Source organism: Noviherbaspirillum autotrophicum, from assembly GCF_000818395.1.
Lineage (GTDB): Bacteria > Pseudomonadota > Gammaproteobacteria > Burkholderiales > Burkholderiaceae_D > Noviherbaspirillum > Noviherbaspirillum autotrophicum.
On the sequence record NZ_JWJG01000028.1, the window covers coordinates 1,157,768 to 1,182,245 of the forward strand.

General features: G+C 65.0%; 23 protein-coding genes and 1 tRNA gene. 16 read left to right on the plus strand and 8 right to left on the minus strand.

The features are described from left to right. Window positions 1–22 precede the first annotated feature (22 nt). From TSA66_RS06635 to TSA66_RS06650, 4 genes are read left to right on the plus strand one after another with little or no spacing between them, the layout of a single operon-like run. A complete protein-coding gene (locus TSA66_RS06635) occupies window positions 23–1,618 on the plus strand; it encodes an FAD-binding oxidoreductase (protein WP_040039469.1) in 1,596 nt (531 codons plus the stop codon). A gap of 10 nt (window positions 1,619–1,628) precedes the next feature. Next, window positions 1,629–3,233 carry a glycerol-3-phosphate dehydrogenase/oxidase gene (locus TSA66_RS06640; protein WP_052452151.1) on the plus strand — a complete coding sequence of 535 codons (1,605 nt, stop codon included), beginning with the start codon at window positions 1,629–1,631 and terminating at the stop codon, window positions 3,231–3,233. A gap of 19 nt (window positions 3,234–3,252) precedes the next feature. Beyond that, complete coding sequence (locus TSA66_RS06645; protein ID WP_040039470.1) at window positions 3,253–4,815, plus strand: FGGY-family carbohydrate kinase; 1,563 nt, start codon at window positions 3,253–3,255, stop codon at window positions 4,813–4,815. 41 nt (window positions 4,816–4,856) lie between these two features. After that, window positions 4,857–6,662 (plus strand): alkaline phosphatase D family protein, encoded by a 1,806-nt coding sequence (locus TSA66_RS06650; RefSeq protein ID WP_040039471.1) that lies wholly within the window; start codon window positions 4,857–4,859, stop codon window positions 6,660–6,662. A gap of 62 nt (window positions 6,663–6,724) precedes the next feature. On the opposite strand, the gene TSA66_RS06655 is transcribed toward TSA66_RS06650, so the two are convergent. Genes TSA66_RS06655 through TSA66_RS06670 form a run of 4 tightly spaced genes read right to left on the minus strand, consistent with a single transcriptional unit; the run spans window position 6,725 to window position 10,375 of the window. After that, complete coding sequence (locus TSA66_RS06655; protein WP_040039472.1) at window positions 6,725–7,840, minus strand: ABC transporter permease; 1,116 nt, start codon at window positions 7,838–7,840, stop codon at window positions 6,725–6,727. After that, window positions 7,840–8,763, minus strand: a complete 924-nt coding sequence (locus tag TSA66_RS06660) for an ABC transporter ATP-binding protein (protein ID WP_040039473.1) — start codon at window positions 8,761–8,763, stop codon at window positions 7,840–7,842. The genes TSA66_RS06655 and TSA66_RS06660 overlap by 1 nt, the downstream gene beginning before the upstream one ends. After that, window positions 8,763–9,737 (minus strand): HlyD family secretion protein, encoded by a 975-nt coding sequence (locus TSA66_RS06665; RefSeq protein ID WP_040039474.1) that lies wholly within the window; start codon window positions 9,735–9,737, stop codon window positions 8,763–8,765. The genes TSA66_RS06660 and TSA66_RS06665 overlap by 1 nt, the downstream gene beginning before the upstream one ends. Beyond that, window positions 9,734–10,375, minus strand: coding sequence for a TetR/AcrR family transcriptional regulator (locus tag TSA66_RS06670; RefSeq protein ID WP_040039475.1), 642 nt, complete (start codon window positions 10,373–10,375; stop codon window positions 9,734–9,736). Before TSA66_RS06670 ends, TSA66_RS06665 begins: the two co-directional genes overlap by 4 nt. A gap of 168 nt (window positions 10,376–10,543) precedes the next feature. Here TSA66_RS06670 and TSA66_RS06675 point away from each other — a divergent pair, with 168 nt between their 5' ends. The 3 genes from TSA66_RS06675 (at window position 10,544) to TSA66_RS06685 (ending at window position 14,852) form a co-directional block, all read left to right on the plus strand. Continuing rightward, window positions 10,544–12,601 carry a UvrD-helicase domain-containing protein gene (locus TSA66_RS06675; RefSeq protein WP_040039476.1) on the plus strand — a complete coding sequence of 686 codons (2,058 nt, stop codon included), beginning with the start codon at window positions 10,544–10,546 and terminating at the stop codon, window positions 12,599–12,601. A gap of 146 nt (window positions 12,602–12,747) precedes the next feature. Then, the gene (locus TSA66_RS06680; protein ID WP_040039477.1) at window positions 12,748–14,133 is read left to right on the plus strand and encodes a hypothetical protein; all 1,386 of its coding nucleotides are present in this window, start codon (window positions 12,748–12,750) and stop codon (window positions 14,131–14,133) included. A gap of 119 nt (window positions 14,134–14,252) precedes the next feature. Next, window positions 14,253–14,852 (plus strand): HD-GYP domain-containing protein, encoded by a 600-nt coding sequence (locus TSA66_RS06685; RefSeq protein ID WP_040039478.1) that lies wholly within the window; start codon window positions 14,253–14,255, stop codon window positions 14,850–14,852. A gap of 39 nt (window positions 14,853–14,891) precedes the next feature. Here TSA66_RS06685 and TSA66_RS06690 read toward each other — a convergent pair whose 3' ends face one another. After that, complete coding sequence (locus TSA66_RS06690) at window positions 14,892–15,158, minus strand: hypothetical protein (RefSeq protein ID WP_040039479.1); 267 nt, start codon at window positions 15,156–15,158, stop codon at window positions 14,892–14,894. Window positions 15,159–15,565: 407 nt separating this feature from the next. Between TSA66_RS06690 and TSA66_RS06695 the strand changes: the two genes are divergently transcribed. The 4 genes from TSA66_RS06695 to TSA66_RS06710 all read left to right on the plus strand — a co-directional run bounded on the left by TSA66_RS06695 (window position 15,566) and on the right by TSA66_RS06710 (window position 17,747). Then, window positions 15,566–16,573: a porin gene (locus TSA66_RS06695; RefSeq protein WP_040039480.1), complete on the plus strand. Its 1,008-nt coding sequence runs from the start codon at window positions 15,566–15,568 to the stop codon at window positions 16,571–16,573. Between the two features lie 166 nt (window positions 16,574–16,739). Then, window positions 16,740–16,949, plus strand: coding sequence for a SlyX family protein (locus TSA66_RS06700; protein WP_040039481.1), 210 nt, complete (start codon window positions 16,740–16,742; stop codon window positions 16,947–16,949). A 4-nt stretch (window positions 16,950–16,953) separates the two neighbouring features. Then, window positions 16,954–17,262: a DUF2288 domain-containing protein gene (locus TSA66_RS06705; protein ID WP_040039482.1), complete on the plus strand. Its 309-nt coding sequence runs from the start codon at window positions 16,954–16,956 to the stop codon at window positions 17,260–17,262. Between the two features lie 65 nt (window positions 17,263–17,327). Beyond that, entirely contained in the window at window positions 17,328–17,747 is a 420-nt protein-coding gene (locus TSA66_RS06710; RefSeq protein WP_040039483.1) for a hypothetical protein, read from the plus strand. A gap of 27 nt (window positions 17,748–17,774) precedes the next feature. Here the strand turns inward: TSA66_RS06710 and TSA66_RS06715 are convergent, their stop codons facing one another. Together TSA66_RS06715 and TSA66_RS06720 are read right to left on the minus strand one after the other, a co-directional pair. Next, window positions 17,775–18,680: an NAD(P)/FAD-dependent oxidoreductase gene (locus TSA66_RS06715; RefSeq protein WP_040039484.1), complete on the minus strand. Its 906-nt coding sequence runs from the start codon at window positions 18,678–18,680 to the stop codon at window positions 17,775–17,777. A 34-nt stretch (window positions 18,681–18,714) separates the two neighbouring features. Further along, window positions 18,715–19,146, minus strand: a complete 432-nt coding sequence (locus TSA66_RS06720; protein ID WP_040039485.1) for a hypothetical protein — start codon at window positions 19,144–19,146, stop codon at window positions 18,715–18,717. Between the two features lie 340 nt (window positions 19,147–19,486). Here TSA66_RS06720 and TSA66_RS26535 point away from each other — a divergent pair, with 340 nt between their 5' ends. The 4 genes from TSA66_RS26535 (at window position 19,487) to TSA66_RS06740 (ending at window position 23,200) form a co-directional block, all read left to right on the plus strand. Continuing rightward, on the plus strand, window positions 19,487–19,876 hold the full coding sequence (locus TSA66_RS26535; RefSeq protein WP_198358729.1) for a hypothetical protein: 390 nt from the start codon (window positions 19,487–19,489) through the stop codon (window positions 19,874–19,876). A gap of 100 nt (window positions 19,877–19,976) precedes the next feature. Next, entirely contained in the window at window positions 19,977–21,074 is a 1,098-nt protein-coding gene (gene dinB, locus TSA66_RS06730; RefSeq protein ID WP_040039486.1) for a DNA polymerase IV, read from the plus strand. Window positions 21,075–21,189: 115 nt separating this feature from the next. Next, window positions 21,190–22,212, plus strand: coding sequence for a transglutaminase domain-containing protein (locus TSA66_RS25420; protein WP_052452153.1), 1,023 nt, complete (start codon window positions 21,190–21,192; stop codon window positions 22,210–22,212). Between the two features lie 76 nt (window positions 22,213–22,288). After that, complete coding sequence (locus tag TSA66_RS06740; RefSeq protein ID WP_040039487.1) at window positions 22,289–23,200, plus strand: recombination-associated protein RdgC; 912 nt, start codon at window positions 22,289–22,291, stop codon at window positions 23,198–23,200. A gap of 80 nt (window positions 23,201–23,280) precedes the next feature. Here the strand turns inward: TSA66_RS06740 and TSA66_RS06745 are convergent. Beyond that, window positions 23,281–23,357: transfer RNA gene (locus TSA66_RS06745), tRNA-Asp, on the minus strand. Window positions 23,358–23,496: 139 nt separating this feature from the next. On the opposite strand from TSA66_RS06745, the gene pip reads away from it, so the two are divergent. Continuing rightward, window positions 23,497–24,468, plus strand: a complete 972-nt coding sequence (pip, locus tag TSA66_RS06750; RefSeq protein ID WP_040039488.1) for a prolyl aminopeptidase — start codon at window positions 23,497–23,499, stop codon at window positions 24,466–24,468. The last annotated feature ends 10 nt before the right edge of the window (window positions 24,469–24,478 follow it).

The following is a 24,478-nucleotide window of genomic DNA, read 5'->3' on the forward strand; positions in this document are numbered from 1 at the left end:
TATAACAAGTAAGGAAGACAGGATGAGACGCTGGAACGGCTGGGGTGACGACGCAATCGACTTTCCGCTCAATGAAGACATGCGCGCCTTTTTGCGGGACCGGGTTGGCGCGGGCACGCCGCCGACCGATGCCACGCTGGCGCAAGCTTGCCGCGCCGTGGCGCCGAGCCGGCTGCCGCCGCAACGCGGCATCGACACGGCGCCGGAAGTGCGGCTGCGCCATGCGCTCGGGCAAAGCCTGCCGGACTGGTTGAAGTTGCGATACGGAAAAGTCGATCGCGTGCCCGATGGCGTCGCCTTTCCAGAAAGCGGCGAACAAGTGCGCGAGCTGCTCGCCTACGCCAAGCAGGCCAGCGCGCTCGTCATTCCCTACGGCGGCGGCACCAGCGTCGTCGGCCACCTGTCGGTGCCGGACGCCGCCCAGCCGGTACTGACCATCAGCCTGGCGCGGCTGTCGCGCCTGCTGGACCTTGACCGACAGGCACAGCTGGCGACTTTCGGCGCCGGCGTGGCCGGTCCCGACCTGGAAGCGCAGTTGCGTGCCCACGGCTACACGCTCGGCCACTTTCCGCAATCCTTCGAATACTCGACGCTCGGCGGCTGGGTCGTCACCCGCTCGTCGGGCCAGCAGTCGCTGCGCTATGGCCGCATCGAGCAGTTGTTTGCCGGCGGAAAAGTCGAAACGCCGAGCGGCACGCTGGCGATCCCGAGCTTTCCCGCCTCGGCGGCCGGCACCGACCTGCGCGAAGTCGTGCTCGGCTCGGAAGGCCGCATCGGCATCCTCACCGAAGCGACCGTGCGCATCACGTCGCTGCCGCAGCGCGAAGCGTTCCACGCCGTGTTTTTCCCGACCTGGGCCGCAGCCGAAGATGCGGTGCGCTCCATCGCGCAAGCCAGGCTGCCGCTGTCGATGCTGCGCCTGTCCAATTCGATCGAGACGCTGACCATGCTCACCATGGCAGGCAAGAGCCGGTTGCTCAGCCTGATGCAAGCCTATCTGGGCTGGCGCGGCTGCCGCGGCCAGAAGTGCATGCTGCTCGTCGGCGCTTCCGGCGACGCCGCCGGCGTGGCGTCCGCCATTGGCCAGGCGCTGGAGGTGGCGCGCCGCTTTCACGGTGTGCATGTGGGCGAGGCGATCGGGAAAAAATGGAAGCACAACCGCTTTCGCAACGTCTATCTGCGCAACGCCTTGTGGCAACACGGCTATGCGGTCGACACGGTGGAGACTGCCGTCGACTGGCCGCGCGTGGGCGCGATGATGCACGCGGTCGAACAGGCCGCGCGCGATGCGTTTGCCGCTTGCGGCGAACGGGCGCACATCTACACCCACCTGTCGCATATGTATGCGCAGGGCGCGAGCGTCTACAGCACTTTCGCCTACCGCCTGGCCGGCAGCTACGAGGCCGACCTGGCGCGCTGGCAGGCGTTGAAAGGTGCGGTGTGCGACGCCATTGTCGCCACCGGCGGCACCATCAGCCACCAGCACGGCGTGGGCATCGACCACGCGCCGTATCTGGCGGCGGAAAAGGGAACGCTGGGCCTGGGCGCGATGCGCGAACTGTGCCGCCACTTCGACCCGAGCGGCATGATGAATCCCGGCAAACTGCTGGCCGCCTAAGGAGATCGTTATGTGGCAAACCAACTGGCGCGACGAGGCCTGCGACACGCTGACCGGCCGCAAATGGGACGTGGTCGTCATCGGCGGCGGCATCACCGGCGCCGGCATCCTGCTGGAAGCGGCGCGCAACGGCTTGCGCGCGGTGCTGGTGGAGCAGCGCGACTTCGCCTGGGGCACCTCGAGCCGCTCGTCCAAGCTGGTGCACGGCGGGCTGCGTTATCTGAAGGAAGGCAAGCTCTTGCTCACGCGCGACTCGGTGCATGAGCGGCAAAAGCTGCTGCAGGAAGCCGCCGGACTGGTCGAGCCGCAGAGCTTCGCATTCGCCGACTACCGCGGCAGGAAGCCGGGGCGCCGCATGTTCGAGCTGGGGCTGGCGCTGTACGACCGGATGGCCGGCCAGCGCGCGCGTCATTACTTCCCGCCCGACGAATTCACCCTGCTCGCGCCGCACATCGCCACCGCAGGTCTCGACGGCGGCCTGTGCTACATGGATGCCAAGACCGACGACGCGCGCCTGGTGCTGCGCGTGCTGCAGGAAGCGCTCGCCTGCGGCGGCACTGCGCTCAACTACATGGCGGCGCGCCGGCTGGTGCGGCGCAACGGCCAGGTGTGCGGCGTCGAGCTGGAGGATACGGTCAGCGGCGCGCGGCACGCCGTCGAGGCGAAAGTCGTCATCAGCGCCACCGGCGCCTGGGCCGATGCGATGCGCGGGGCGAAGAACAACGGCCACAAGCTGCGCCCGCTGCGCGGCAGCCACCTGGTGCTGCCCGCATGGCGCCTGCCGGTGGCGCAGGCGGTGAGCCTGATGCATCCGCAGGACGGGCGCCCGGTGTTCGCGTTTCCATGGGAAGGCGTCACCCTGGTCGGCACCACCGATGTCGACCACCGCGCCGACATGCGCTTGGAAGCCGCGATCACGCCTGGCGAAGTGGCTTACCTGCTGGCGGCGCTCGACTTCCAGTTCCCGCAACTGGGCATCACGCGCGACGACATCGTCGCCACTTACGCCGGCGTGCGCCCGGTGATCGACAGCGGCAAGGCCGATCCGTCCAAGGAAGGGCGGGATCACGCGGTATGGCTGGAGGATGGACTGCTCACCGTCACCGGCGGCAAATTGACCACCTTCCGCCTGATCGCGCAGGACGCGCTCAAGCACGCCGCGCCGATGCTGGGCGGCTGGCAGCTCGACCGGCGGCCGCAACCGATCTTCCGGCCCGTGCCGGCGCTGGCGTGGCATCCACAGCTGGGCGCGTTCCAGCGCCGACGCCTGGCCGGGCGCTACGGCTGCTATGCCGCCATGCTGGTGGCCGACGCGCGCGAGGGCGAGCTGGAGACGATCGCCGGCACCGACACCCTGTATGCCGAGCTGCGCTGGGCCGCGCGCATGGAAGCGGTGCTGCACCTGGAAGACTTGCTGCTGCGGCGCACCCGCCTCGGGCTGCAGTTGCGCGACGGCGGCATCGAATTGCTGTCGAAGATACGCGCCATCTGCCAGCCGGAACTGAAGTGGGACGACGCGCGCTGGGCCAGCGAGCAAGCCGCCTATCTGGCGTTGTGGCGGCAGCATTACAGCGTGCCATGCGAGAGTGCGCCGGCGGCGCAGAAAGCCGCCTGACGGGCGGCCAGGAGGAGACATGTCCAAAGAATACATACTGGCGATCGACAACGGCACGCAAAGCGTGCGCGCGCTGCTGTTCGACCTGCACGGCCACATCGTCGCCAAGTCGCAGGTGCAGCTGGAAGCCTACTTTTCCGACCAGCCCGGCTGGGCCGAGCATGATGCCGAAGGCTACTGGCAGGCGCTGTGCACCGCCTGCCAGCGGCTGTGGGCGCAAAGCGACATTCCGAAAAGCGCGATCGCGGGCGTGGCCGTCACCACCCAGCGCGGCACCGTCATCAATCTCGACCGCGAAGGCCGCCCGCTGCGCCCGGCCATCGTCTGGCTCGACCAGCGCCGCACCGAGCAGGTGCCGCCCATCAATGCGCTGTGGCGCGCCGCGTTCAAGCTGGCGCGCGTGAGCGACACGATCAAATTCTTCAGCGGCGAAGCCGAAGCCAACTGGATCAAGGCGCACCAGCCCGAGATCTGGGCCAAGACCGACAAGTACCTGCTGCTGTCGGGTTATCTGAACTACCGCCTGTGCGGCGACTTCATCGATTCCATCGGCTCGCAGGTCGGCTACATCCCATTCGACTATAAGGGCTTGAAATGGGCCGGCAGCTTCGACTGGAAATGGCAGGGGCTGCCGGTCGAGCGCCACATGCTGCCGGAACTGGCCGCACCCGGCAGCATCATCGGCGAGATCACGCCGGACGCCGCCGCCGCCACCGGCATTCCCGCCGGTACGCCGCTGGTGGCAGCCGCCGCCGACAAGGCGTGCGAAGTGATCGGCGCCGGCTGCATCGCGCCGCACGTGGGCTGCCTGTCCTACGGCACCACGGCCACCATCAACACCACCAGCAAGAAATACGTCGAAGTCACGCCGTTCATCCCGCCGTATCCGGCCGCCGTGCCCGGCGCCTACAGCACCGAAGTGCAGATCTTCCGCGGCTACTGGATGGTGAACTGGTTCAAGGAACAGTTCGGCCACCTGGAAAAGAGCGTCGCCTCGCAGCAGGGCGTGGCGCCCGAGGAATTGTTCGACGAACTGGTGAACTCGGTGCCGCCCGGCTCGATGGGCTTGATGCTGCAGCCGTACTGGACGCCCGGCATCAAGGTGCCGGGGCCGGAGGCGAAAGGCGCGGTCATCGGCTTCGGCGACGTGCACACGCGCGCCCACTTCTACCGCGCGATCCTTGAGGGGCTGGCGTATGCGCTACGCGAGGGCAAGGAGCGTATCGAACAGCGCAGCGGCGTTTCCATCACCGAGCTGCGCGTGTCCGGCGGCGGCTCGCAAAGCGACGCGGCGATGCAGCTGACGGCGGATATCTTCGGCCTGCCCACCGCGCGCCCGCACGTCTATGAAACCTCGGGTCTGGGTGCGGCGATCGACGCCGCCGTTGGCCTCAAGCTGCACGCCGATTTCGGTAGCGCCATCAAGGCCATGACGCGCGTGGGCCGCGTATTCGAGCCGCAGCCGCATCACCGGAAGATCTACGACGACCTCTATCGCCGCGTGTACCGGCAGATGTATGCGCGCCTGCAGCCGCTGTACAAGGAAATCCAGAAGATCACCGGATACCCGCGCATGCACTGATCCCGATTCAACGCCCACCACAACAAAAGGAGAGAGACAACATGGATAGAAGACGTTTTCTGAAAGGCGCGGCCTATTTCACGGTCGCTTCCGCCGCCGGCAGCATGCTGTCGGCCTGCGGCGGCATCCTTGCGAATCTGCCGAAGGGGACATTCGATTTTCCGCTCGGCGTGGCCAGCGGCGACCCGAAGGAGTCCAGCATCGTGTTCTGGACGCGCTGCGTGCTGGCCAACCCCGCGATACTGAAGGACACCGGCTACACCGCCGACAAGCTCGACCTGGTGCTGCAGGTGGCGACCAACGCCGGCTTCGAAAAGCTGGTCGCGTCGGTCAACCTGAGCACCGCCAGCGTCTACGACTACACGGTGCGCGCCAAGGTCACCGACCTCAAGCCCGACACGCGCTACTTTTACCGCTTCGTGTGCGGCAAGGATGCCAGCCCCGTCGGCCAGACCCGTACGGCCCCGGCAGCGGCCGCCGACGTGCAGTCGCTGCGCTTCGCGTGGCTGACCTGCCAGGACTGGAGCGTCAACCACTGGGCGGCGATGGAGCTGCTGGCCGAGGAAGATGTCGACTTCCTGGTGCACCTGGGCGACTACATCTACGAGTCGGTCGGCGCGTCGTTCCAGGCTGGCACTGCCGAGCCCGCGCACGCGCAAATCACGCTGCCCGACGGCCAGGCCTTGCGCTCCGGCGTCTGCGCCGCCAGTCTCGCCGACTACCGCACGCTGTACCGCACCTACCGCAGCGACAAGCGGCTGCAGGAGCTGCACCGCAAGTTCCCGATGATCGCGATCTGGGACGATCACGAGTTTTCCGACGACTGTTGGCGCGACCATCAGACCTATTCCAACGAAAACAAGCAGCAGACCGCGCGCCGCCGGGCCGCCAGCCAGGCCTGGGCCGAATACATGCCGATCGACTGGGGCGACGTGTCGTTCGACCTGGCCAACGAGGCATACGACAATATCCGCATCTACCGCGACTTTAAGTTCGGCAAGCTGATGCACCTAGTGATGACCGACGAACGCCTGTACCGCGACGACCATATCGTCAGCGAGGCGCTGTATGCGTCGATGGTCGGCCACGACCCAGTCAACGGCAACGATTCGATCGGCAGCCGCTATTTCGTGCCGCAGCCGCTCTTGGCGCAGGCCGAGGCGCAGGAAACGGCCGCGATGCAGCGCGCGCCGGCCATGCTCGGCCCGACGCAGACGCAGTGGTGGAAGGACACGCTGAAGAATTCGGGCGCGGCCTGGAAGGTGTGGGGCAACGAAGTCACGCTCAACCGCATGTGGCTCGACCTGCGCAATCTGGCGCCGGCGCCGTACAACCAGCTCTACATCGTCAACGCCGACGCCTGGGACGGCTATCCGTCGCACCGCGCGGAACTGATGTCGTACCTGAAAACGGAAAACATCAACAACGTGGTGGCGATCACCGGCGACCTGCATGCATTCCAGTGCGGCGTGATCCGCGACAATCCCGATCCGGCGCTCGGCACGCCGGTCGCGGTCGACTTCGTTGCCGCCGGCATCAGCAGTTCGTCGTTCTACCAGTACCTCAAGGATGGCGCGGGCAATACGCCCCTGGCGCCGCTGGTGGCCACGCCGGAAACCTTCGATCAGGTCATGCGCGCCAATAATCCGGACTTTGCGTACACCGACCACAATGCGCAAGGCTATGCCATCGCCACGGTCACCCCCGGCGCGTTCACCGTCCTGTTCAACAAGGTCAAGCCCTTGAACAGCGACGGCACCAAGCCGGCCGAGCCGCTGGCCAAACGCACGCGCATCACCGTGCAGGCGGGTACAACCAGCCCGCTGGTGGAAGACAACGTGGCGTGAGTCCTTGCCCGGCTGCCGCCATCTCCGGCATCCCGGCCGGAATGGCGGAGATGGCGCAAGCCTCAATCCAGCGTCTGCCGGTACCGCTTCAGCGCGACCAGCCCGGCCGCCAGCATGAACAAGGCGATCGGCCAGACTTGCGGCGCGATTTCCGCCGCGCCGTTCCCTTTCAGCATGATGCCGCGCACGATGCGCAGGAAGTGCGTCAGCGGCAGGATTTCGCCGACGGCCTGGGCCCAGGCCGGCATGCCGCGAAACGGGAACATGAAGCCCGACAGCAGCATCGACGGCAGAAAGAAAAAGAAGGTCAGCTGCATGGCCTGCAGCTGATTTTTCGCGATGGTGGAAAAGGTGAAGCCGATCGCGAGATTGGCCGCCATGTAGACCACCAGCGCGGCCGACAGCAGCGCCAGGCTGCCGATCATCGGTACGTCGAACAGGATCCAGGCCGCCAGCAAAATCACTGCGGTCTGCACATAGCCGATCAGGATGTAGGGCGCGATCTTGCCGACCATGACTTCCAGCGGACGCACCGGCGTGACCAGCAGGTTTTCCATGGTGCCGCGCTCGCGCTCGCGCGTCATCGCCAGCGCCGTCATCATCACCATCGTCATGGTCAGGATTACCCCGATCAGGCCGGGCACGATGTTGTAGCGCGACACGCCTTCCGGGTTGTAGCGGCGCTGTGCGCGGATGTCGAACGGTGTGTCCGACGGCGGCACCCGCCCGACCGGATTGTGCGCGAGCACCTGGCGGCTGATCGCATTGATCGTCGCCAGCGCATTGCCGGACGCGGACGGATCGGTGGCGTCGGCCGCCAGCAGCACTGCCGGATTTTCCCCGCGCAGGATCTTGCGCGAGAAATCGGGCGGGATCACCAGCAGGAATTGCACGCGCCCTTCATCGAGCAGGCGGTTGCCTTCCGCCTCGCTCGCCGGGCGCGCGGTGACGCGGAAATAGGAAGAATTTTCCAGGCTCGCTACCAGGCTGCGCGAAAACTCGCTGTGGTCCGCCGACACCACCGCCAGCGGCAGGTGCTTGGGATCGGTATTGATCGCATAGCCGAACAGCACCAGCTGCAGGATGGGCACGGCGACCATCATCGCGAACGTCAATCGGTCGCGCCGGATCTGGCGGAATTCCTTGATCAGGATGGCGAGAAAGCGCGACCAGTTCATCATGAATAATTGTCCTCGGACTGCTGCATCAGCGCGATGAACACGTCTTCCAGGCTGGTGGCCACCGGCGTAATCTGCAGGCCGCTGCCGCGATACGGAGCGAGCGCGGCGTCGAGCGCCTGTTGCGAGGCGCCGCTGGCGTGCAGCGTGGCGCCGAACGACGCGGCATTGATCGCCGGATCGGCGCGCAGTGCCTGCGCTACCTGCGCCAGGTGCGGCCCGCTGATTTCGACCGTGGCCAGCCCCGCCTGCGCAATAAGTTCGTCTGCGGTGCCGTGCGCCAGCAGCTTGCCGTACGCGATATAGGCAAGCTGGTGGCAGCGCTCCGCCTCGTCCATGTAGTGCGTCGATACCAGCACCGTCAGGCCGTTTGCCGCCAGCGCATGCAGGTGGTCCCAGAATTCGCGCCGCGCCTTCGGATCGACGCCGGCGGTCGGCTCGTCCAGCAGCAGCAGCTGCGGCTCGTGCAAGAGGCACGCCGCCAGCGCCAGGCGCTGCTTCCAGCCGCCGGACAGCGCCCCGGCCAGCTGGGTGCGGCGCGCGGCCAGCCCGAGCTGCTGCAGCGTTTCGTCCACCTTGCGCCGGCGCTGCGGCACGCCGTACACGCGCGCGACGAAGTCGAGGTTTTCCTCGATCGAGAGGTCGTCGTACAGCCCGAAGCGCTGCGTCATGTAGCCGACCTCGGGCTTGATTCTGCGCGCCTCGGTGCGGATGTCGAAGCCAAGGCAGGTGCCGCGCCCGTCGTCGGGAGTGAGCAGGCCGCACAGCATGCGGATGGTGGTGGTCTTGCCGCTGCCGTTGGGGCCGAGAAAGCCGTAGATGCGGCCGCGCGCCACCTGCATGTCGACGTGGTCGACCACGGTGCGCCCGCCGTAACGCTTGGTCAGGCCGTGCACGTCGATGATGGCCGGCGCGCCGTTCATCATTTGCTCCCGCTGGCGCCGGCCAGCCGGATTTCCACCGGCTGGCCCGGATGCAGCATCGGCGCGTATTCCGGCTTCGGGCGCGCCTCGACCATGAACACCAGCGATGCGCGGTTTTCCTTGCTGTAGATGAGCGGCGACGTGTATTCCGGCGCGCTCGACAGATAGCTGACGGTGGCCGGGATCGCCGCCTTGCAGCCGTCGCATCGCACCGTCACCTCGTGCCCGAGCTGGAGCGTGGGCAGCACCGGCTCCGGCACGAAAAAGCGCAGCTTGATGTTTTGCGGCGGCAAGAGGCTCACCACCGGGCTGGCGGCCGGCACGAATTCGCCTTCGCGATACAGGACGTCGGCCACTTCGCCCGCCACCGGGATGCGCTGCGTCTTTTGCTCCAGCCGCCATTCGGCCTGCGCGAGCTGGGCCTCGGCCGTTTTCAGTTCTTGCTGCGCCGCCTCGATCTCGTCGGGCCGAGCGCCGAGCTGCGCCACGCGCAGCTGCGCCTGCAGCTCGTTGAGACGGCCTTGGTCGCGCTCGGCTGCGGCGCGCGCTTCGTCGAGTGCCGCCGGCGACAGGAACTTGTCGGACACTAATTTACGCACGCGCGCCAGACTGCTCGACGAGAGCTGGCGCGCCGCCTGGGCCTGCGCCAGCTGCGCGCGGATCGCGGCGATCTCGTCGGGGCGCTTGCCCTTCTTCAGGTTCGCCAATTGCGCCTGCGCGCGCTGCACTTGAAACGCCGCTTGCGCGCGTGCGGCGCGCTCGCTTTCCTGTTCCAGCACATAGGCCGGCGCATTCTGCGACGCACGGTCGCCGCGCTGCACGTACAGCTTTGCCAGCGTGCCCGCAATCGGCGATGCCAGCCGCACGTAGTCTGCCTCCGCGTAGCCGGGAAAGCCATCGGCCGCCTTGTCCGCGCAGCCGGCCAGCAGCGCGACCAGCAGTCCGGCCAGCCATATCGCAGGTATCGTTTTCATGCCGCACTCCGGTCGGGGTTGGACAAGCCGCGCAGCGCCAATTCGATGCGCTGCTCCATGGCCTTTTTCGATAGCACGTCGCGCCGCATGGCGCTGCCCGCGCGCAGCGGCAGCATGCCGGTGTCCAGCGCCGCCACACCCAGCAGCTGGGGCGCCATCACCGCACCGGCGAGAAAGGCGATCGCTTGCGGCAGCGGCAGCGGCACGAGATGGCCGCTGCGCTGCGCCTCGCCGATCAGGCTGGCCATGATGCCGAGATGGCGCGGCACGTTCGCCTGCAGGAATTCGGCGGCGACGCGCTCCCCGGCCAGCGCGTCGGCGAAGATGCGCAGCAGCAGTTGCTGGCGCGTGCGGCCGAAGCGGGCAAGCACCTGCAAGGCGCCGCGCAGGTTCTGCAGCGGCGAATCGGCGGAATGCGCCTTGATGGTAAGTTCGGAAAACATCTGTTCGTACATGTGCGCCAGCAGCGTGCGGATGAAGTTGTCCTTGCTGCGGAAGTGGTAGTGGAACATGCCGAGGTTGACGCCGGCATGCTCGGCCAGCTTGCGCGCCGACAGGCCGCGGCAGCCGGTTACCGGCAGCAGCTCGAAGCCGGCCTGCAGCAGGCGCTGGTCGATGTTTTGGGAGGGGCGGGCCATGGAATTATTATACGATCGACCAATAATAACGCAATGACAAGCGCCCCTGCGCCGCGTTGCACGGCGCGCCCGATGGCAAGCGATTTATTGTCGTAGCGAACTCGCAACTCTCCCGTCCGTGCCGCATTGCACTGCTACAATGGCTCGCTTTGCTTTTCCGGTTTCCATATGTCCCACGCTCCGCACCACGCCACACATGGAATGAATCGTCCGCAGGGTGAAGCCGTCCTGTACATGGAGGGACCGTGCCTGGTGCTGGCAGGCGCCGGTTCCGGCAAGACGCGCGTGATCACCACCAAGATCGCGCACCTGATCGAAAACTGCGGCTACGAAGCGCGCAATATCGCGGCGGTCACCTTCACCAACAAGGCCGCGCACGAGATGCAGGAGCGCATCGCCAAGCTCCTGAAAAATCCGAAGGAAGCCAAGCACCTGACTGTTTGTACCTTCCACTCGCTCGGCATGCAGATTCTGCGGCGCGAAGCGAAGGAGCTCGGCCTGAAGGACCGCTTTTCGATCATGGACAGCGACGACTGTTTTTCGCTGGTGCAGGATCTCGCGATGACCACCGACAAGCAGCTAATCCGCCGCATCCAGAACGAGATGTCGCTGTGGAAGAATGCGCTGATCGATCCCGACACTGCAATCAAGCAAGCCGTCATCGAAGAGCAGGCGGAAGCCGCGCGCATCTACCGCAATTACGTCGCCACGCTGTCGTCCTACCAGGCGGTCGACTTCGACGACCTGATCCGGTTGCCGGTCGAACTGTTCCGCAACAATGAAGAAGTGCGCGACCGCTGGCAGCGCAAACTGCGTTACCTGCTGGTCGACGAATACCAGGACACCAACACCTGCCAGTATGAACTGGTCAAGCTGATGGTCACCGGTGTCGGCAAGAAGCCGATGTTTACCGCCGTGGGCGACGACGACCAGGCGATCTATGCCTGGCGCGGCGCGACCATCGAAAACCTCAAGCAATTGCAGGTCGATTTCCCCGACCTGAAGGTGATCAAGCTGGAGCAGAACTACCGCTCGACCACGCGCATCCTGCAGGCGGCCAACGCCGTGATCGGCAACAATCCGAAGCTGTTCGACAAGCAGCTGTGGTCCGAGCACGGCCTGGGCGAGCCGATCAAGGTGATGGCGATGCAGGACGACGAGCAGGAGGCGGAGCAAGTCGCGATCATGATTTCTGCGCACAAGTTCGAGCGCCGCACCAAGTTTTCCGATTACGCAATTCTCTATCGCGGTAACCACCAGGCGCGCGTGATCGAGCAGGCGCTGCGCAAGGAACGCATCCCGTACACGATCTCGGGCGGCCAGAGCTTCTTCGACCGCGCCGAGATCAAGGACATCGTGTCCTACCTGCGCTTAGTCGCCAACAGCGACGACGATCCCGCCTTCATCCGCGCGGTGACCACACCGAAGCGCGGCGTCGGCCAGTCGACGCTGGAAGCACTGGGCGCGTTTGCCGGCCAGTGGCAGTGCTCGCTGTTCGAAGCGGTGTTCAAGGGCGGTCTCGAAGCGAAACTGGCTGACCGCCAGCTCAATCCCTTGCGCGAATTCTGCAACTTCATCAACGGGCTGGAGGCGCGCGCTTCCAAGCGTGGCGAAAACGCCGCCGAGCTGCTCGACGAGATGATGAAGGAGATTAATTACGAGTACTACCTGTACGACACCTTCGACGACCGCCAGGCGCAGAGCAAATGGCAGAACGTGCTCGACTTCACGAACTGGCTGAAAGAAAAGGGCACCGGCGGCAAGGATGGCACCGCCGAGGAAAAGAGCTTGCTGGAGCTCACGCAGATGGTGGCCTTGATGACCATGCTCGAAGGCCGCGACGAGGAGCCCGATGCGGTGCGCATGTCGACCCTGCATGCGTCCAAGGGCCTCGAATATCCGCACGTGTTCCTGGTCGGCGTGGAAGAGGGCATCCTGCCGCACAAGGGCGACCCCGACGCGCCCGTCGAAACGCTGGCCGCGCGCATCGAGGAAGAGCGGCGCCTGATGTACGTCGGCATCACGCGCGCGCAGAGGAGCCTGCACATCACCTGGTGCAAGCGGCGAAAGCGGGCGCGCGAGAGCATCAACTGCGACATGTCGCGCTTCATCAAGGAAATGAAGCTCGACGAGGGCGACGCGTTGCCACAGGAAGAGGAAGTGATGACGCCAAAGGACCGGCTGGCGAACCTGAAGGCGCTGCTGTCCAAGCCGAAGGTGGCGTAACGAGACGGGGCAGGGGCGGCAGGCTATTCCACTGCCTGTGGATGCTTGATGATTGGCAATGATGCAAACCGGAAATATACTTCCTGTTACATCCTGTTTCAAATCAGGATGCATCCTCGCCAACAATCACAACAAGAAAGCTTCCCATGCCCGGCTCTCGTGTTCGCCTTGCCCCGTTGCGTGCCGCCAGCGTCGCTGCCGCCATCGTTTTCATGTCCGGTTGCGCCGGGCCGAAGTACACGGTGGACGACGGCAGCCCGGTCGATGAAAAGCTGCTCGCCGCCATCCGCATCTACGGCCAGGGCCATCAGGCCACTCGGCCCGCCATCGTCAAGACAGCCCAGCTCAACGACAAGGATTGCGACAAGCAATGGGAGTTGCCGTTCGTGGTCGCCAGCTCGTACGACCTGCCGCGCGAAAAGAAGATCGCCTGGATGCGCGGCCTGGCGGTCGATGAGCGCCTGTCGGTGATCGCTGCCGCCCCCGAGTGCGGCCTGGCCCCGGGCGACAAGATCGAGCAAGTGCACGGGTACCAGCGGGAAAACACCCAAAAGATGCTCATCGAGCTGATCGAGCGGCGCGACAGCGGGAGCCCGTTCGAGCTGAAGCTGTCGGACGGGCGCGTCGTCAAGGTCGCGCCGGTCGAGGTGTGCCGCGGCCATTTTCAAATCGCTCCTCCAGAAGGAGGGCCCGCGCAGGATTATCACTGGCTGCAGTCGACCCATCCGCTTTCGGCTTTCTCGCCCAGGCTCACGCCCGACGAAGCCTTGTGGAGCGTGCTGTGGACGCAGGGCCTGTCGGAGGAAGCCGGCGCGCGCATGAAGGTCTATCACTACGGCCTGAAGGTCGTGAAGACCGGCATGACCATTGCGAGCGTCGCCAGCTTCGTCAGCGGCGTGGGGGCTGCCGCCCAGGCGGCCAATGCGGCTGCCAATGCCGCCGCCACCAGCGCGGCGAGCGCTGCCGGCAATGCCGCCGCCCAGGCCGCAGCGCAGGCCGCGGCCAAGGCGCTGGCGCAGCAGATGGCGGACAATGCGCGCCAAAGCGCGATCAACGCCGCGCAAAAGCTGCTGCGCCAACAGGCGCAGGAAGTCGCGCTCAACTCGGTCAAGGCCGCCGCCATCTTCAAGGACAGCCTGTCCGGAATTTCCTGGGTCGCCGGCACCGGCTTCTACATGGCCGACAAATGGGCGTTCGACCGCATGGAAGCGCTCGGCGCGGACCCCATGGCTGCCTTCACGCTGCACTACAAGCTTGCCTCCAGTTCGCTGTCGCAGAACGCCTTCGTGTTTGACGAGGAAAGGCTCAAGCTGATCAGCGAAATGGCGCAGAAGAAGGGCCTGGCCGAGAAGGTGAAGCTGGCCCTGGCCGGCGAGGATCCCGATGCGCCGCCGGCCGTGACGGGGGCGATCGCGGATGCCGGAACGACCGAACTACGTTCCCTGGACGACGCGCCTGTGGCGCAGCAAGCGCAAGAAGGCGCGGTCGCGCACACCGAGGCGGTGCCGCCGATGACAGCGGCCGGCTCTTGAGCGCGGCGCCTGCCCCCGATGCGCTGATCCGGGTAGAATTCCCTTAATCAAGAACGTCCGATGGTGCCGCGCCGGCGCCTGGCAAAACACGCCAACGAGACGCCATGCGAAAGGGAGCAATGCAAGACCTGTCCGATTTCAGCGCATCGCGCCGCTACACCGAAGCGCTGGCGGTCGCGCTGCACGAGCGTGACCCGTACACCAGCCTGCATTGCGACCGCGTCATTGCACTATCGATGGAACTGGGCGCCGCGTGCGACCTGCCCGGGAACGAACTGGCGATGCTGGCGGTGAGCGCGTCCTTCCACGACATCGGCAAGATCGGCATTCCGGACTACGTGTTGCGCAAGCCCGGCGGCTTCACGCCCGACGAATGGGAAATCATGAAAACCCACCCGGCGCGCGGCGAGCGCATCCTGCGCGCCACGATGCTGCCGGACGCAGGCATGATCGGCACCGTGGTGCGGCATCACCATGAACAGTTCGACGGCAGCGGCTACCCGGACGGGCTGGCGCAACACGACATTCCGCTGATGTCGCGCATCCTGTCGGTGGCCGACAGCTACGACGCGATGGCATCGTCGCGCGTCTATCACCGCAAGCGCACGCACGACGAAGTCCTCGCGGTCATGCAGACCGAAGTCAACCGCAAGTTCGATCCTGCGGTGTTCGAACAGTTTGCGCGCGTCATCGAACGCAGCGCGTCGCGCACGCAATAGTTTTGCAATAGCCACGTCAGTGTTCGCGCCATTGCGGCGCTATTTCGCGCCTTTCGCACTGCCGAGCTGCTTTTCGAACGCGACATCGAGCTTGCTGACCTTGGCCTTCTTCTGCGGTCCGGTCTTGTTCGCAAATTCCACGAATTCCTCCAGCGTCAGGTCGGCGCTGATCTTTTCGGGCGCGCCGCCGCGCGCCGCGCGCAGCAGGTAAAAGAATCCGCTGGCGGTCATCCCCAGCGAATAACGGTACTCGGTGTCGCGCGCATTGAGCCGGGTGACGGCGGCGCTGGCTTTGGTGGATCTCATCGATGAACCTCGCATCCGATGCACATGGTGTTGACGATGACAGGGGCACTTCGTTCATCGCACCCCTATGCGATGGTCCGTCATCGTGATGTCATTTGCTAAAGGCAATATGCCGGCAGTCACAAATATCCCAAGGGTGGCTTTTTGCCCGTCGCTGCAAGGCGCACGGGCTTTTTCTCATGGCCTCGGCCGCTGCTGTCGTGTCATTACAACACATCAGTGAGCATTTCCCAAGGTCATCAAATTGTCATGTTGGCTAGGTAAAGTCGCCTTCGATTTGTTTTCCTTCATGGAAAGTAAATACGCAAAGACACTCGTTGCTGAGTGTGCGTGAGTGGCGACCGGCCCCGCGAAAAATCGGCCGGCACCTGCTCCTTCCTGGTTTAACTCACATGGAACTTCAAACAATGAAAAAATCGCTCGTTTCCCTCGCCGTGCTGGCCGCCTTCGCCGGCGCCGCTTCCGCCCAGACCAACATCAACGTCTATGGCGTGGCAGATGCCGCCCTCAGCTACAAGGATAACGGCCAACCGAACAATTCCAAGACCTGGGCCGTCGACAGTGGCCAGCTGTCGGGCAGCCGCCTCGGCTTCAAGGGCAGCGAAGACCTCGGCGGCGGCTTGTCTGCCATCTTCACGCTGGAAAACGGCTTCACCATTGACGACGGCCAGCAAGCCCAGGGGCGCCTGTTCGGCCGCCAGGCGTTCGTCGGCGTGCAGGGCGGCTTCGGCGCCGTCAAGCTCGGCCGCCAGTACAACCCGATCCGCGTCGCCGTCGAAGGCATCGACCCGTTCCGCCTCGGCATGGGCAGCTGGGCCGGCAACGTGCTGAGCCTGTACGGCGAACGCGCCGACAACACCCTCAACTACACCAGCGCCAACTTCGGCGGCTTCACCGGCCAGATCGCCTACAGCTTTGGCGAGCAGGCTGGGAGCACGTCCCTCGGCCGGCAGCTCGGCTTGTCCGGCACCTATGCCAACGGCCCGCTCACCGCAGTGCTGGCTTACCACAACCAGAATTTGCTGACGAACCCGGCGGCACCTGCGCTGCCCGCAGACAACGGCTCGGCCAAGACCACGCTGTTGGGCGGCACCTACAACTTCGGCCCGGCGACCCTGCACGCAGCCTACGCATGGGACAAGGGCAATCCGGCTACCGGCGCCGACAACGTCGACAACCGCGACTGGATGCTGGGTGCATCCGCGCCGGTTGGCCCCGGCACCGTGCTGGCTTCCTACATGAAGCGCGACGACCGCCTGGCCGCCAACAAGGATGTCAAGCAGTGGGCGCTGGGTTACACCTACGGGCTGTCCAAGCGCACGACGCTGTACACCTTGTTCAACCATATCGACCGCGAGAACGTCACGCCGTCGACTTCCAAGCAGTTCAGCGTCGGCGTGCGCCACACGTTCTGATCGCGCCTGGCGACAGGCCGGTGAACGGTTGACGCGGCGGGGCTCATGCTTGAGCCCCGTTGCCGTTTCTGCACGCTGCGCGCGGCGCGCCGGCCGGTTGACATTGCCTTGCGCCTGGTCCATGCTCTCGTGCCTTGCCATCTCCATCCAACGAGGAGGAGCGAACGTGACCACCGAAGAGCGCCTGATCGAACTCGAAATCAAGCTGGCCCGCCAGGATGACCTGGTCGAGACCCTGAACAAGACAGTCTACCGGCAGCAAAAGAAGATCGACGAGCTCGAAGCGCTGTGCACGGCGCTGGCGCGGCACGTGAAGGATTTGCGTGCGGCGGCCAACGAGGGCAGCTCCGCGCACGAACGACCACCGCACTATTGATGCCATGAGCGACACCGATAAAGACTTGCTGCGTACCAAAATTAACGGCGAAACCGCGCGCTTTCAGTGGAAGGAGCTGCAGCGCTTCTTTGCAACGGGAGCCGTGATCGCGGTCAGCCCCGAACTGGACCTGGTGGAAGTGGCGGTGTGCATCGCCAATGACGACAAGGATGCCGTGGCGCGCTGGATGGACGAGGGGCGCCTTGGCAAGGTCAGCGACGAACAAGCCAGCGCCTGGCTCGACGCCGACATGGCGTTGTGGACGGTCGTGGTCAAGCCGTGGATTTTGGTGCAGCAAGAAAAGGCGCACTAATTCAGCGTCGCATCTTCACGCCGCAGCTTTGCAATACCGCCGTATCGTTATTCCGCAGTCTGTCCATGTCCAGTAGAGTTGCACGCGACAACAACCTGATTGTCTATTCCCTTCTCATTGTCTCGCTCGTGCTGGTCGTCGGCTATGCCGGCGCCTGGTGGTACCGGCAGCACATGGAGCGCCTGCACAGCCAAGTCGCGTACTCGCCCCCGCTGGAAGTCGCCGTCAGCAACCAGGACTACAGCGTGGCTGCGACCCTGGCGATCAAGACCAGCGCGGCCGACAGCGACCTCGCGCAACCAGCCAGGCGCGTGCTCGAGGAACTGGCTCGCGAGCGCCTGAGCGACGCCGATCCCAAGCGGCTGCTCGCGCCCAACGGCCTGAAGGCCTGGCAGGAAGCGCTGCGCGACGCGAGCAATGCGCGGCTGCATACGGATAAGGTGCAGGAAGTGCTGGTCACCGACTTCGTGTTCTCAGCGCTGTAGGCGCGCCCGGCGGCCGAGCCAAACGCGCTAGCCGCGCAGGCGGTTGTGCACCGCCGTGGCGGCGATCGCCGCCTGTCCCATGGCCACCGTAATCTGGTTCAGCCCGGCGACGATGTCGCCGGCGGCATACAGCCCGTCCACCGAGGTCTGCTGGTGGCTGTCGACCAGCAGCTCGCCGTTGTCGGTGCAGCTCGCGCCAAGCATTTGCGCCAGGCCCGAATTGACCAGGGTGCCCAGCGCCACATACACCACGTCGAAATGTTCGAACTGGCCGTTGTCGAGCCATACCGTCATCGCACCGCGCTCGTCGAACGTCAGCCGCGCCACCGTATGTGGCACCGCTCGCACCGACGAGCGCGCCAGCCGCGCGCGGTCCTCGTCCGTCATGCGCAGCTCGCCGTGCAAGGCAAACAGGCTGACGTCGGCCGTGAAGTGATTCAGGAACAGCGATTCTGCCAGCCCGCTCTTGTCGCGTCCGAGCACCGCGATTTTCTTGTCGATCGCTTCGTAGCCGTCGCAGATCGGGCAGTAGCGCACGCAGCCCTGCGCCACCGCGCGCTTGACGTCGGGCAGGGTGGGCTCGACGTCAAGCACGCCGGTGGCCAGGATGACGGTACGCGTGCGCCATTGCGCCCGGTCGACTGTCACCGCAAAGCAGCCATCGTCGCACCGCTCGATGTGTTCGGCCACGCCGGCGGTGACGCCGATGCCGTAGTGCGTGGCCTGCGCGCGCAGCCGCTGCAGGATGTCGTCGCCGTGAATGCCGCCGGCAAAGCCCGGATAGTTGTGCGACGTCGGAATCGACAGCAGGCGGCTGGCGCCGGAGTCGATCACGGCGATGCGGCGCCGAAAGCGCGCCAGGTAAATGGCGCAGGTCAGGCCGGCGGCGCCGGCGCCGACGACGACGCAGTCGAGTGGCTCGGCTTGTTCCAAGGGCAGTCCTTTCTTCGGGGTCCGGCCGCCTGCCTCAACGCCGCTGCTGCGGCCGCCCGGCCGGCTGGCGTGGCGTGCCTTGCGGATGTTCCGAGCGTTCCACGTCGGGTTCCTCGTCCGGTCCGATAGTCTCGATATGGTCGGTATCGATGTCGCTGCCCATCTCGATATCGGAGTCGCGCCCGGCGGTGGCCCGTTCGCCGGTGCCGCTCGAATCGCTGTCGCTGTCGAGCTCGGCGTCGCCGATGTCCGGTCCGGCGGTCATGTCCCGGCGTCCGCTGTCGGGGTCTTCATACGTGCCCTTGTCCAGGCCGATGTCGGCTTCGTCCGACCAGCGCAGACCGCCTTGCACGTCGCTGCCGCTGTCGGAAATGTCGCTGGGGCCGAGCGCACTCGTGCCATGGCCCTTGCCGAGCTGGCGGTCGCGTTCGGGGCTGTGGTCCGGGTCCAAAGTGCTGGTTGCCATGATGTACTCCTGTGGGATTGAACAACGTCTGCCTGTATCAGGCAGGTGGCATATCCATGCAATATGCATGCCCCTTGCCGGCAGCGAAGTGTTGCCGCGATACCGGGTCGCGGCATGATGGCCGTTACGATAGCCATGCGGTAAGTATGTAAAGGGGTGTAACAGCGCGGCGGCGCGGCTGGCAGCAGGGCCGAGGGATGAGCGAAATGAATTGTTACTTGTTTGTCGGTTTCGTTTGCACTTTCCGGCGGCGATGCCGGAACCATGCACTTATCAGCCTTGTCATTTTGTTATGCGCCGGCGTATTGCGCCGGATTTTCCCTTTTTTACAGGAGAACATATGACGAAACTGCACAAATTCTTGCTCGGCTGCACTATTGCCGCCCTCGCCAATCTCGCGTCCGCCCAATCGACCGACTCGTCCGGCGCCGCAGCGCCGGCAGCCGGCACGACCAGTTCCGGCGCAACGGCCGGTTCGACCGCTGGTTCAACCACTTCCGGCAGCACCGATCCCTTCGTGCAGCGGCGCGAAGAAAACAAGCAGGCCAAGGACGAGTACAAGCAGAAGACCAAGGCCGCCAAGGAAGACTACAAGGCAGCCAAAAAAGCAGCCAAGGAAGATTACAAGGCCGCGAAAAAGGAATCGCGATCCGAGCTGAAGGCGTCCGGCGCCACCTCGGCCGCCACCCAGCGCATGGATGGACGGGAAATGGAAAGCTCGGGCAAGTAACGCCCGGCAGCCTCTCCAAAATGGTCAGCGCCATCGCATCAGCGATGGCGTTTTTTTATGCCGGCGCGCAGAGCGGCTACAATGAACGGCCCCGTCGTTCATGCCTGCACGCTTTTCCGTGACGCCACCCCTGCGAAAGATCATCCACTGCGACTGCGATTGCTTTTACGCGGCCGTGGAGATGCGCGACGATCCCTCCCTGCGCGGCAAGCCGCTGGCCGTCGGCGGGCGGCCCGAGCAGCGCGGCGTAGTGGCCACCTGCAACTACGAGGCACGGCGCTTCGGCGTGCGCTCCGCCATGGCCATGGCGCAGGCGCTGGCCCGCTGCCCCGGCCTGATCGTGCTGCCCCCGGCAATGGACAAGTACCGTGCCGCGTCGCGCCAGATCCTGGCGATCTACCGCGACTACACCGATCTGGTCGAGCCGCTGTCGCTCGACGAAGCTTACCTGGACGTGACCGACTCGCCGCACTTCAAGGGCAGCGCCACGCTGATTGCGCAGGACATCCGCGCGCGCATCGCCGACACTGTGGGGATCACCGCCTCGGCCGGCATTGCGCCCAACAAGTTCCTGGCCAAGATCGCCAGCGACTGGAACAAGCCCAACGGCCAGTTCGTGGTCCGGCCGCAGGACGTCGACGCCTTCGTGGCCGAACTGCCGGTCGACAAGCTGTTCGGCGTCGGCCGCGTCACCGCCGCCAAGCTCAACAAGCTGGGCGCCTACACCTGCGCCGACCTGCGCGCCTGGTCGATGCTCCAGTTGCAGCACCATTTCGGCAAGTTCGGCGCCAGCCTGTACGGCCTGTGCCGCGGCATCGACCGCAGGCCGGTCGACCCCAGCAGCGAGCGCAAGTCGGTCAGCGTGGAAGAAACCTACGTCACCGATCTGCCCGACCTCGACGCCTGTCGCCACGAACTGCCGGCGTTGATCGAGATGCTCGTCAAGCGCGTGCGGCGCGTCGACGCCGAGCGCCATATCCATAAGCTGTTCATCAAGATCCGCTTCGACAATTTCCGTCGCACCACCGCCGAGTGCGTCAGCGCCCACATCGACCTGACGCAATGCCACGCCTTGCTGGAAACCGCATGGCAGCGCGGCCGGCGACCGGTGCGCCTGTTGGGCGTGGGCGTGCGCCTGGAGGAGGACGAGGATGCGCTGCAGCTTGGCTTGTTTGCCGAACTGACGCCTGATATCTGATCCGTCACACGTCAGCCGATTCCTATTGCAAGGCGGGAAGCCGCTTTGTATATTGAACTTTCCATATTTCAATTTTTGACAAGAGCCGGGCAAAAACACCGGTCGAGGGGGAGTCATGCGGATCGTTCGTTGCTTGCAAACCGGCTTGGCCATCGGGGCCTTGCTGCTGAGTGTCGCCGCCGCAGCCCAGGTGATCGACGCCGAACGGCTGGCCCACATCGACGCCCACGCACTGGCCGCGCCCGCCGAAGCGGAAGCCTCGCCGCAGCAGCTGGCGCAATACCTGGTGCAGCCGGCCCAAAACGACGCCGAAAAGGCGCGCGCCATCTTCCGCTGGATCGCCGACCGCATTACGTACGACGTGAACGCCTACTTCCACGAAAAGCTGGAAAAAGTCGACGCGCAGCAGGTGCTGGCGCAACGCGGCGCCGTCTGCGACGGCTATGCGACGCTGTTCGAGGCGCTCGGCAGGGAGGCCGGGCTGGACGTCATCAGCATCAAGGGGTATGCCAAGGCTTACGGCTATTTTCCGGGCCAGGTGCTCGACAAGCCGAACCATGCCTGGAATGCGGTCAGCATCGACGGCCAGTGGCGCCTGATCGATTCGACCTGGGGCGCCGGCTACGTGCGTGACGGCCAGTACGTGAAAACGGTGTCCGAAGTGTTCTTTCTGGCCGCGCCCGAGCAGCTGATGTTTTCGCATTTCCCGGAGGACGAGCACTGGCAGCTACAAGCCACGCCGCACCTGACCAAGCCGCAGTTCGAGGCGCTGCCGACGCTGGAACCGGCCTTTTTCCATACCGGCATTGCGGGCGAACAGGTGTGGCAAACGCTGCAGAACGCCGGCTTCAAGGGCAGCTTCGTGCGCACCTTCGACATGCCGTACCGGATGGTGCAGGTGCAGCAGGCGCCGCTGGCCTATCACCTCGGCCTGAACCAGCCGCAGAACTTTTGCATCCAGACCGGTGCCTTCGAAAAGATGTCGGTGCTGCTGAACGACCAGTGGACCGAGATGCACAAAGAGGGGAGCGTCTTCAGGCTCGATTTCACGCCCGCCGCCAACGGCACGCTGATGGTGGTCGGCAAAAAGCCGGATGCGGCCAACTACACGGCGATCTTGTCGTACGTGGTCGAATAGATGTTCCTGCAACATATTCCGCGCGCTTGTAAGCATGCGGACAGCCTGTAGAATGGGTGCTTTTTGCGCGCCCGCCATGTGGTTCAAGAACCTTCAGATTTACCGCCTCACCGCCCCCTGGACATTGTCTGCCGAACAACTGGAAGCCAGCCTCGCACCGCAAGCCTACGTGCCGGGTTCGAGCCTGGAAATGCAAACTCAGGGCTGGACCTCGCCGCGCGACAATGGGATGCTGGTGCACACCGTTAACCGCCAGCTGCTGCTGCAGCTGTGCACCGAAAAGAAGCTGTTGCCCTCGACCGTGGTCAACCAGGTCACCAAGGCGCGCGCGGCCGAGCTGGAAGAACAGCAAGGCTTCAAGCCGGGCCGCAAGCAGATGAAGGAATTGAAGGAGCAAATCACCGATGAGCTGCTGCCGCGCGCCTTTTCGATCCAGCGCAGCACCCGCGTGTGGATCGACCCGGTCAACGGCTGGCTGGTGATCGACGCGGCGTCCAGCGCACGCGCCGACGAAGTGTTCAAGCTCTTGCTCAAGTCGCTCGACACCTTGCCGTTCGCCGCGCTGCGCACCGAGCGCTCGCCGCTGTCGGCCATGACCGACTGGCTGGCCGCCGACGAGGCGCCGGGCGGCTTCACCGTCGACCAGGATACCGAATTGCGCGCCACGGGCGAAGGCAAGGCAACCGTGCGCTACGTGCGCCACACGATTGAAGCCGACGACGTGCGCAGGCATATCGCCGCCGGCAAGCAGTGCACGCGGCTGGCGATGACCTGGAGCGACCGCGTGTCGTTCGTGCTGACCGAGTCGCTGGCGGTCAAGCGCGTCGCGCCGCTCGACGTGTTGAAGGAAAATACCGATTCCTCGATGCAGAACGACGATGAACGCTTCGACACCGATTTTGCGCTCATGACCGGCGAACTGGCCAAGCTGATGGCCGACCTGGTGCAGGCATTGGGCGGGGAAGAGCAGCAGAAGAAGGCGGCGTGACCGATTCCCTCTTCCATCTATGGGGGAGGGAAGTGACGGACGAAAAAAAAGACGAGCCCGAAAGCTCGTCTTTTTCATGTTGGCGGAGTGGACGGGACTCGAACCCGCGACCCCCGGCGTGACAGGCCGGTATTCTAACCAACTGAACTACCACTCCTGAAAACTGCTCATGTCCGCTGCCGGACACGCGACGTTTATCACCACGTCTGAAGGGGCCGAAGTGTACAGCAGTTTCCGCGTTTTGGCTAGTACAATGAAACCGCCCCCTTCCAACTCCACCCGAATGCAGGCAAGCCATGATTGAATCCGCCACCGAAACCGCCTTGTTCCCGCCGATCGAGCCCTACCGCAGCGGCATGCTGGCGGTCGACGACCTCCATACGCTGTACTGGGAAGAATGCGGCAACCCCGACGGCGTGCCGGTGCTGTTTTTGCACGGCGGGCCGGGCGGCGGGCTGTCGCCGCGCCAGCGCCGCTTTTTCGATCCGGCGCATTACCGCATCGTGCTGTTCGACCAGCGCGGCGCCGGCCGGTCGACGCCGCTGGGCGAATACCACAACAACACCACGCAATTGCTGATTGCCGACATCGAGCGCCTGCGCGCCATGCTCGGCATCGATCAATGGCTGGTGTTCGGCGGCTCCTGGGGATCGACCCTGGCGCTGGCCTACGGGCAGGGGCATCCGCAATGCTGCCTGGGCTTCGTGTTGCGCGGTATTTTTCTGTGCACGCGCGCGGAAATCGACTGGTTCTTGAACGGTATCCGCTGGTTTTTCCCGGAGGTCCATGCGCAATTCGTCGCGCCGATTCCGCCGGACGAACGCGCCGACCTGTTGCAGGCGTACGCCAGGCGACTGTTTTCCGAGGACCCGGCCGTCTATGCGCCAGCCGCGCGCAGCTGGAGCCGCTATGAGGGCAGCTGCCTGTTCCTGCGGCCGGACCCGGCCGCCATCGACGATTTCAGTTCCGATGCGGTGGCCCTGGGGGTGGGGCGGCTGGAAGCGCATTACTTCCTGCATGACGGCTTTCTGGCCGACGATCAGCTGATCCGCAACATCGGCCGCATCCGTCATGTGCCCGCCGTAATCGTGCAGGGCCGCTACGACGTCGTGTGCCCGCCGCTGTCGGCGCTGCGCCTGCATGAAGCGTGGCCCGAAGCGCGGCTCCACATGGTCGACGACGCCGGGCATTCCGGCTACGAGCCCGGCATCGCCGCTGCACTGGTGGCGGCCACCGGGCAGTTCAAGCGGCAGCAGCGCTTCGACTGATGACCGGCCC

Excerpts from the sequence above, each read along its gene's own strand:
- TSA66_RS06635 (WP_040039469.1), top strand. The coding sequence starts at position 23 with ATGAGACGCTGGAACGGCTGGGGTGACGACGCAATCGACTTTCCGCTC.
- TSA66_RS06640 (WP_052452151.1), top strand. The coding sequence starts at position 1,629 with ATGTGGCAAACCAACTGGCGCGACGAGGCCTGCGACACGCTGACCGGC.
- TSA66_RS06645 (WP_040039470.1), top strand. The coding sequence starts at position 3,253 with ATGTCCAAAGAATACATACTGGCGATCGACAACGGCACGCAAAGCGTG.
- TSA66_RS06650 (WP_040039471.1), top strand. The coding sequence starts at position 4,857 with ATGGATAGAAGACGTTTTCTGAAAGGCGCGGCCTATTTCACGGTCGCT.
- TSA66_RS06655 (WP_040039472.1), bottom strand. The coding sequence starts at position 7,840 with ATGAACTGGTCGCGCTTTCTCGCCATCCTGATCAAGGAATTCCGCCAG.
- TSA66_RS06660 (WP_040039473.1), bottom strand. The coding sequence starts at position 8,763 with ATGAACGGCGCGCCGGCCATCATCGACGTGCACGGCCTGACCAAGCGT.
- TSA66_RS06665 (WP_040039474.1), bottom strand. The coding sequence starts at position 9,737 with ATGAAAACGATACCTGCGATATGGCTGGCCGGACTGCTGGTCGCGCTG.
- TSA66_RS06670 (WP_040039475.1), bottom strand. The coding sequence starts at position 10,375 with ATGGCCCGCCCCTCCCAAAACATCGACCAGCGCCTGCTGCAGGCCGGC.
- TSA66_RS06675 (WP_040039476.1), top strand. The coding sequence starts at position 10,544 with ATGTCCCACGCTCCGCACCACGCCACACATGGAATGAATCGTCCGCAG.
- TSA66_RS06680 (WP_040039477.1), top strand. The coding sequence starts at position 12,748 with ATGCCCGGCTCTCGTGTTCGCCTTGCCCCGTTGCGTGCCGCCAGCGTC.
- TSA66_RS06685 (WP_040039478.1), top strand. The coding sequence starts at position 14,253 with ATGCAAGACCTGTCCGATTTCAGCGCATCGCGCCGCTACACCGAAGCG.
- TSA66_RS06690 (WP_040039479.1), bottom strand. The coding sequence starts at position 15,158 with ATGAGATCCACCAAAGCCAGCGCCGCCGTCACCCGGCTCAATGCGCGC.
- TSA66_RS06695 (WP_040039480.1), top strand. The coding sequence starts at position 15,566 with ATGAAAAAATCGCTCGTTTCCCTCGCCGTGCTGGCCGCCTTCGCCGGC.
- TSA66_RS06705 (WP_040039482.1), top strand. The coding sequence starts at position 16,954 with ATGAGCGACACCGATAAAGACTTGCTGCGTACCAAAATTAACGGCGAA.
- TSA66_RS06710 (WP_040039483.1), top strand. The coding sequence starts at position 17,328 with ATGTCCAGTAGAGTTGCACGCGACAACAACCTGATTGTCTATTCCCTT.
- TSA66_RS06720 (WP_040039485.1), bottom strand. The coding sequence starts at position 19,146 with ATGGCAACCAGCACTTTGGACCCGGACCACAGCCCCGAACGCGACCGC.
- TSA66_RS26535 (WP_198358729.1), top strand. The coding sequence starts at position 19,487 with ATGACGAAACTGCACAAATTCTTGCTCGGCTGCACTATTGCCGCCCTC.
- dinB (WP_040039486.1), top strand. The coding sequence starts at position 19,977 with ATGCCTGCACGCTTTTCCGTGACGCCACCCCTGCGAAAGATCATCCAC.
- TSA66_RS25420 (WP_052452153.1), top strand. The coding sequence starts at position 21,190 with ATGCGGATCGTTCGTTGCTTGCAAACCGGCTTGGCCATCGGGGCCTTG.
- TSA66_RS06740 (WP_040039487.1), top strand. The coding sequence starts at position 22,289 with ATGTGGTTCAAGAACCTTCAGATTTACCGCCTCACCGCCCCCTGGACA.
- pip (WP_040039488.1), top strand. The coding sequence starts at position 23,497 with ATGATTGAATCCGCCACCGAAACCGCCTTGTTCCCGCCGATCGAGCCC.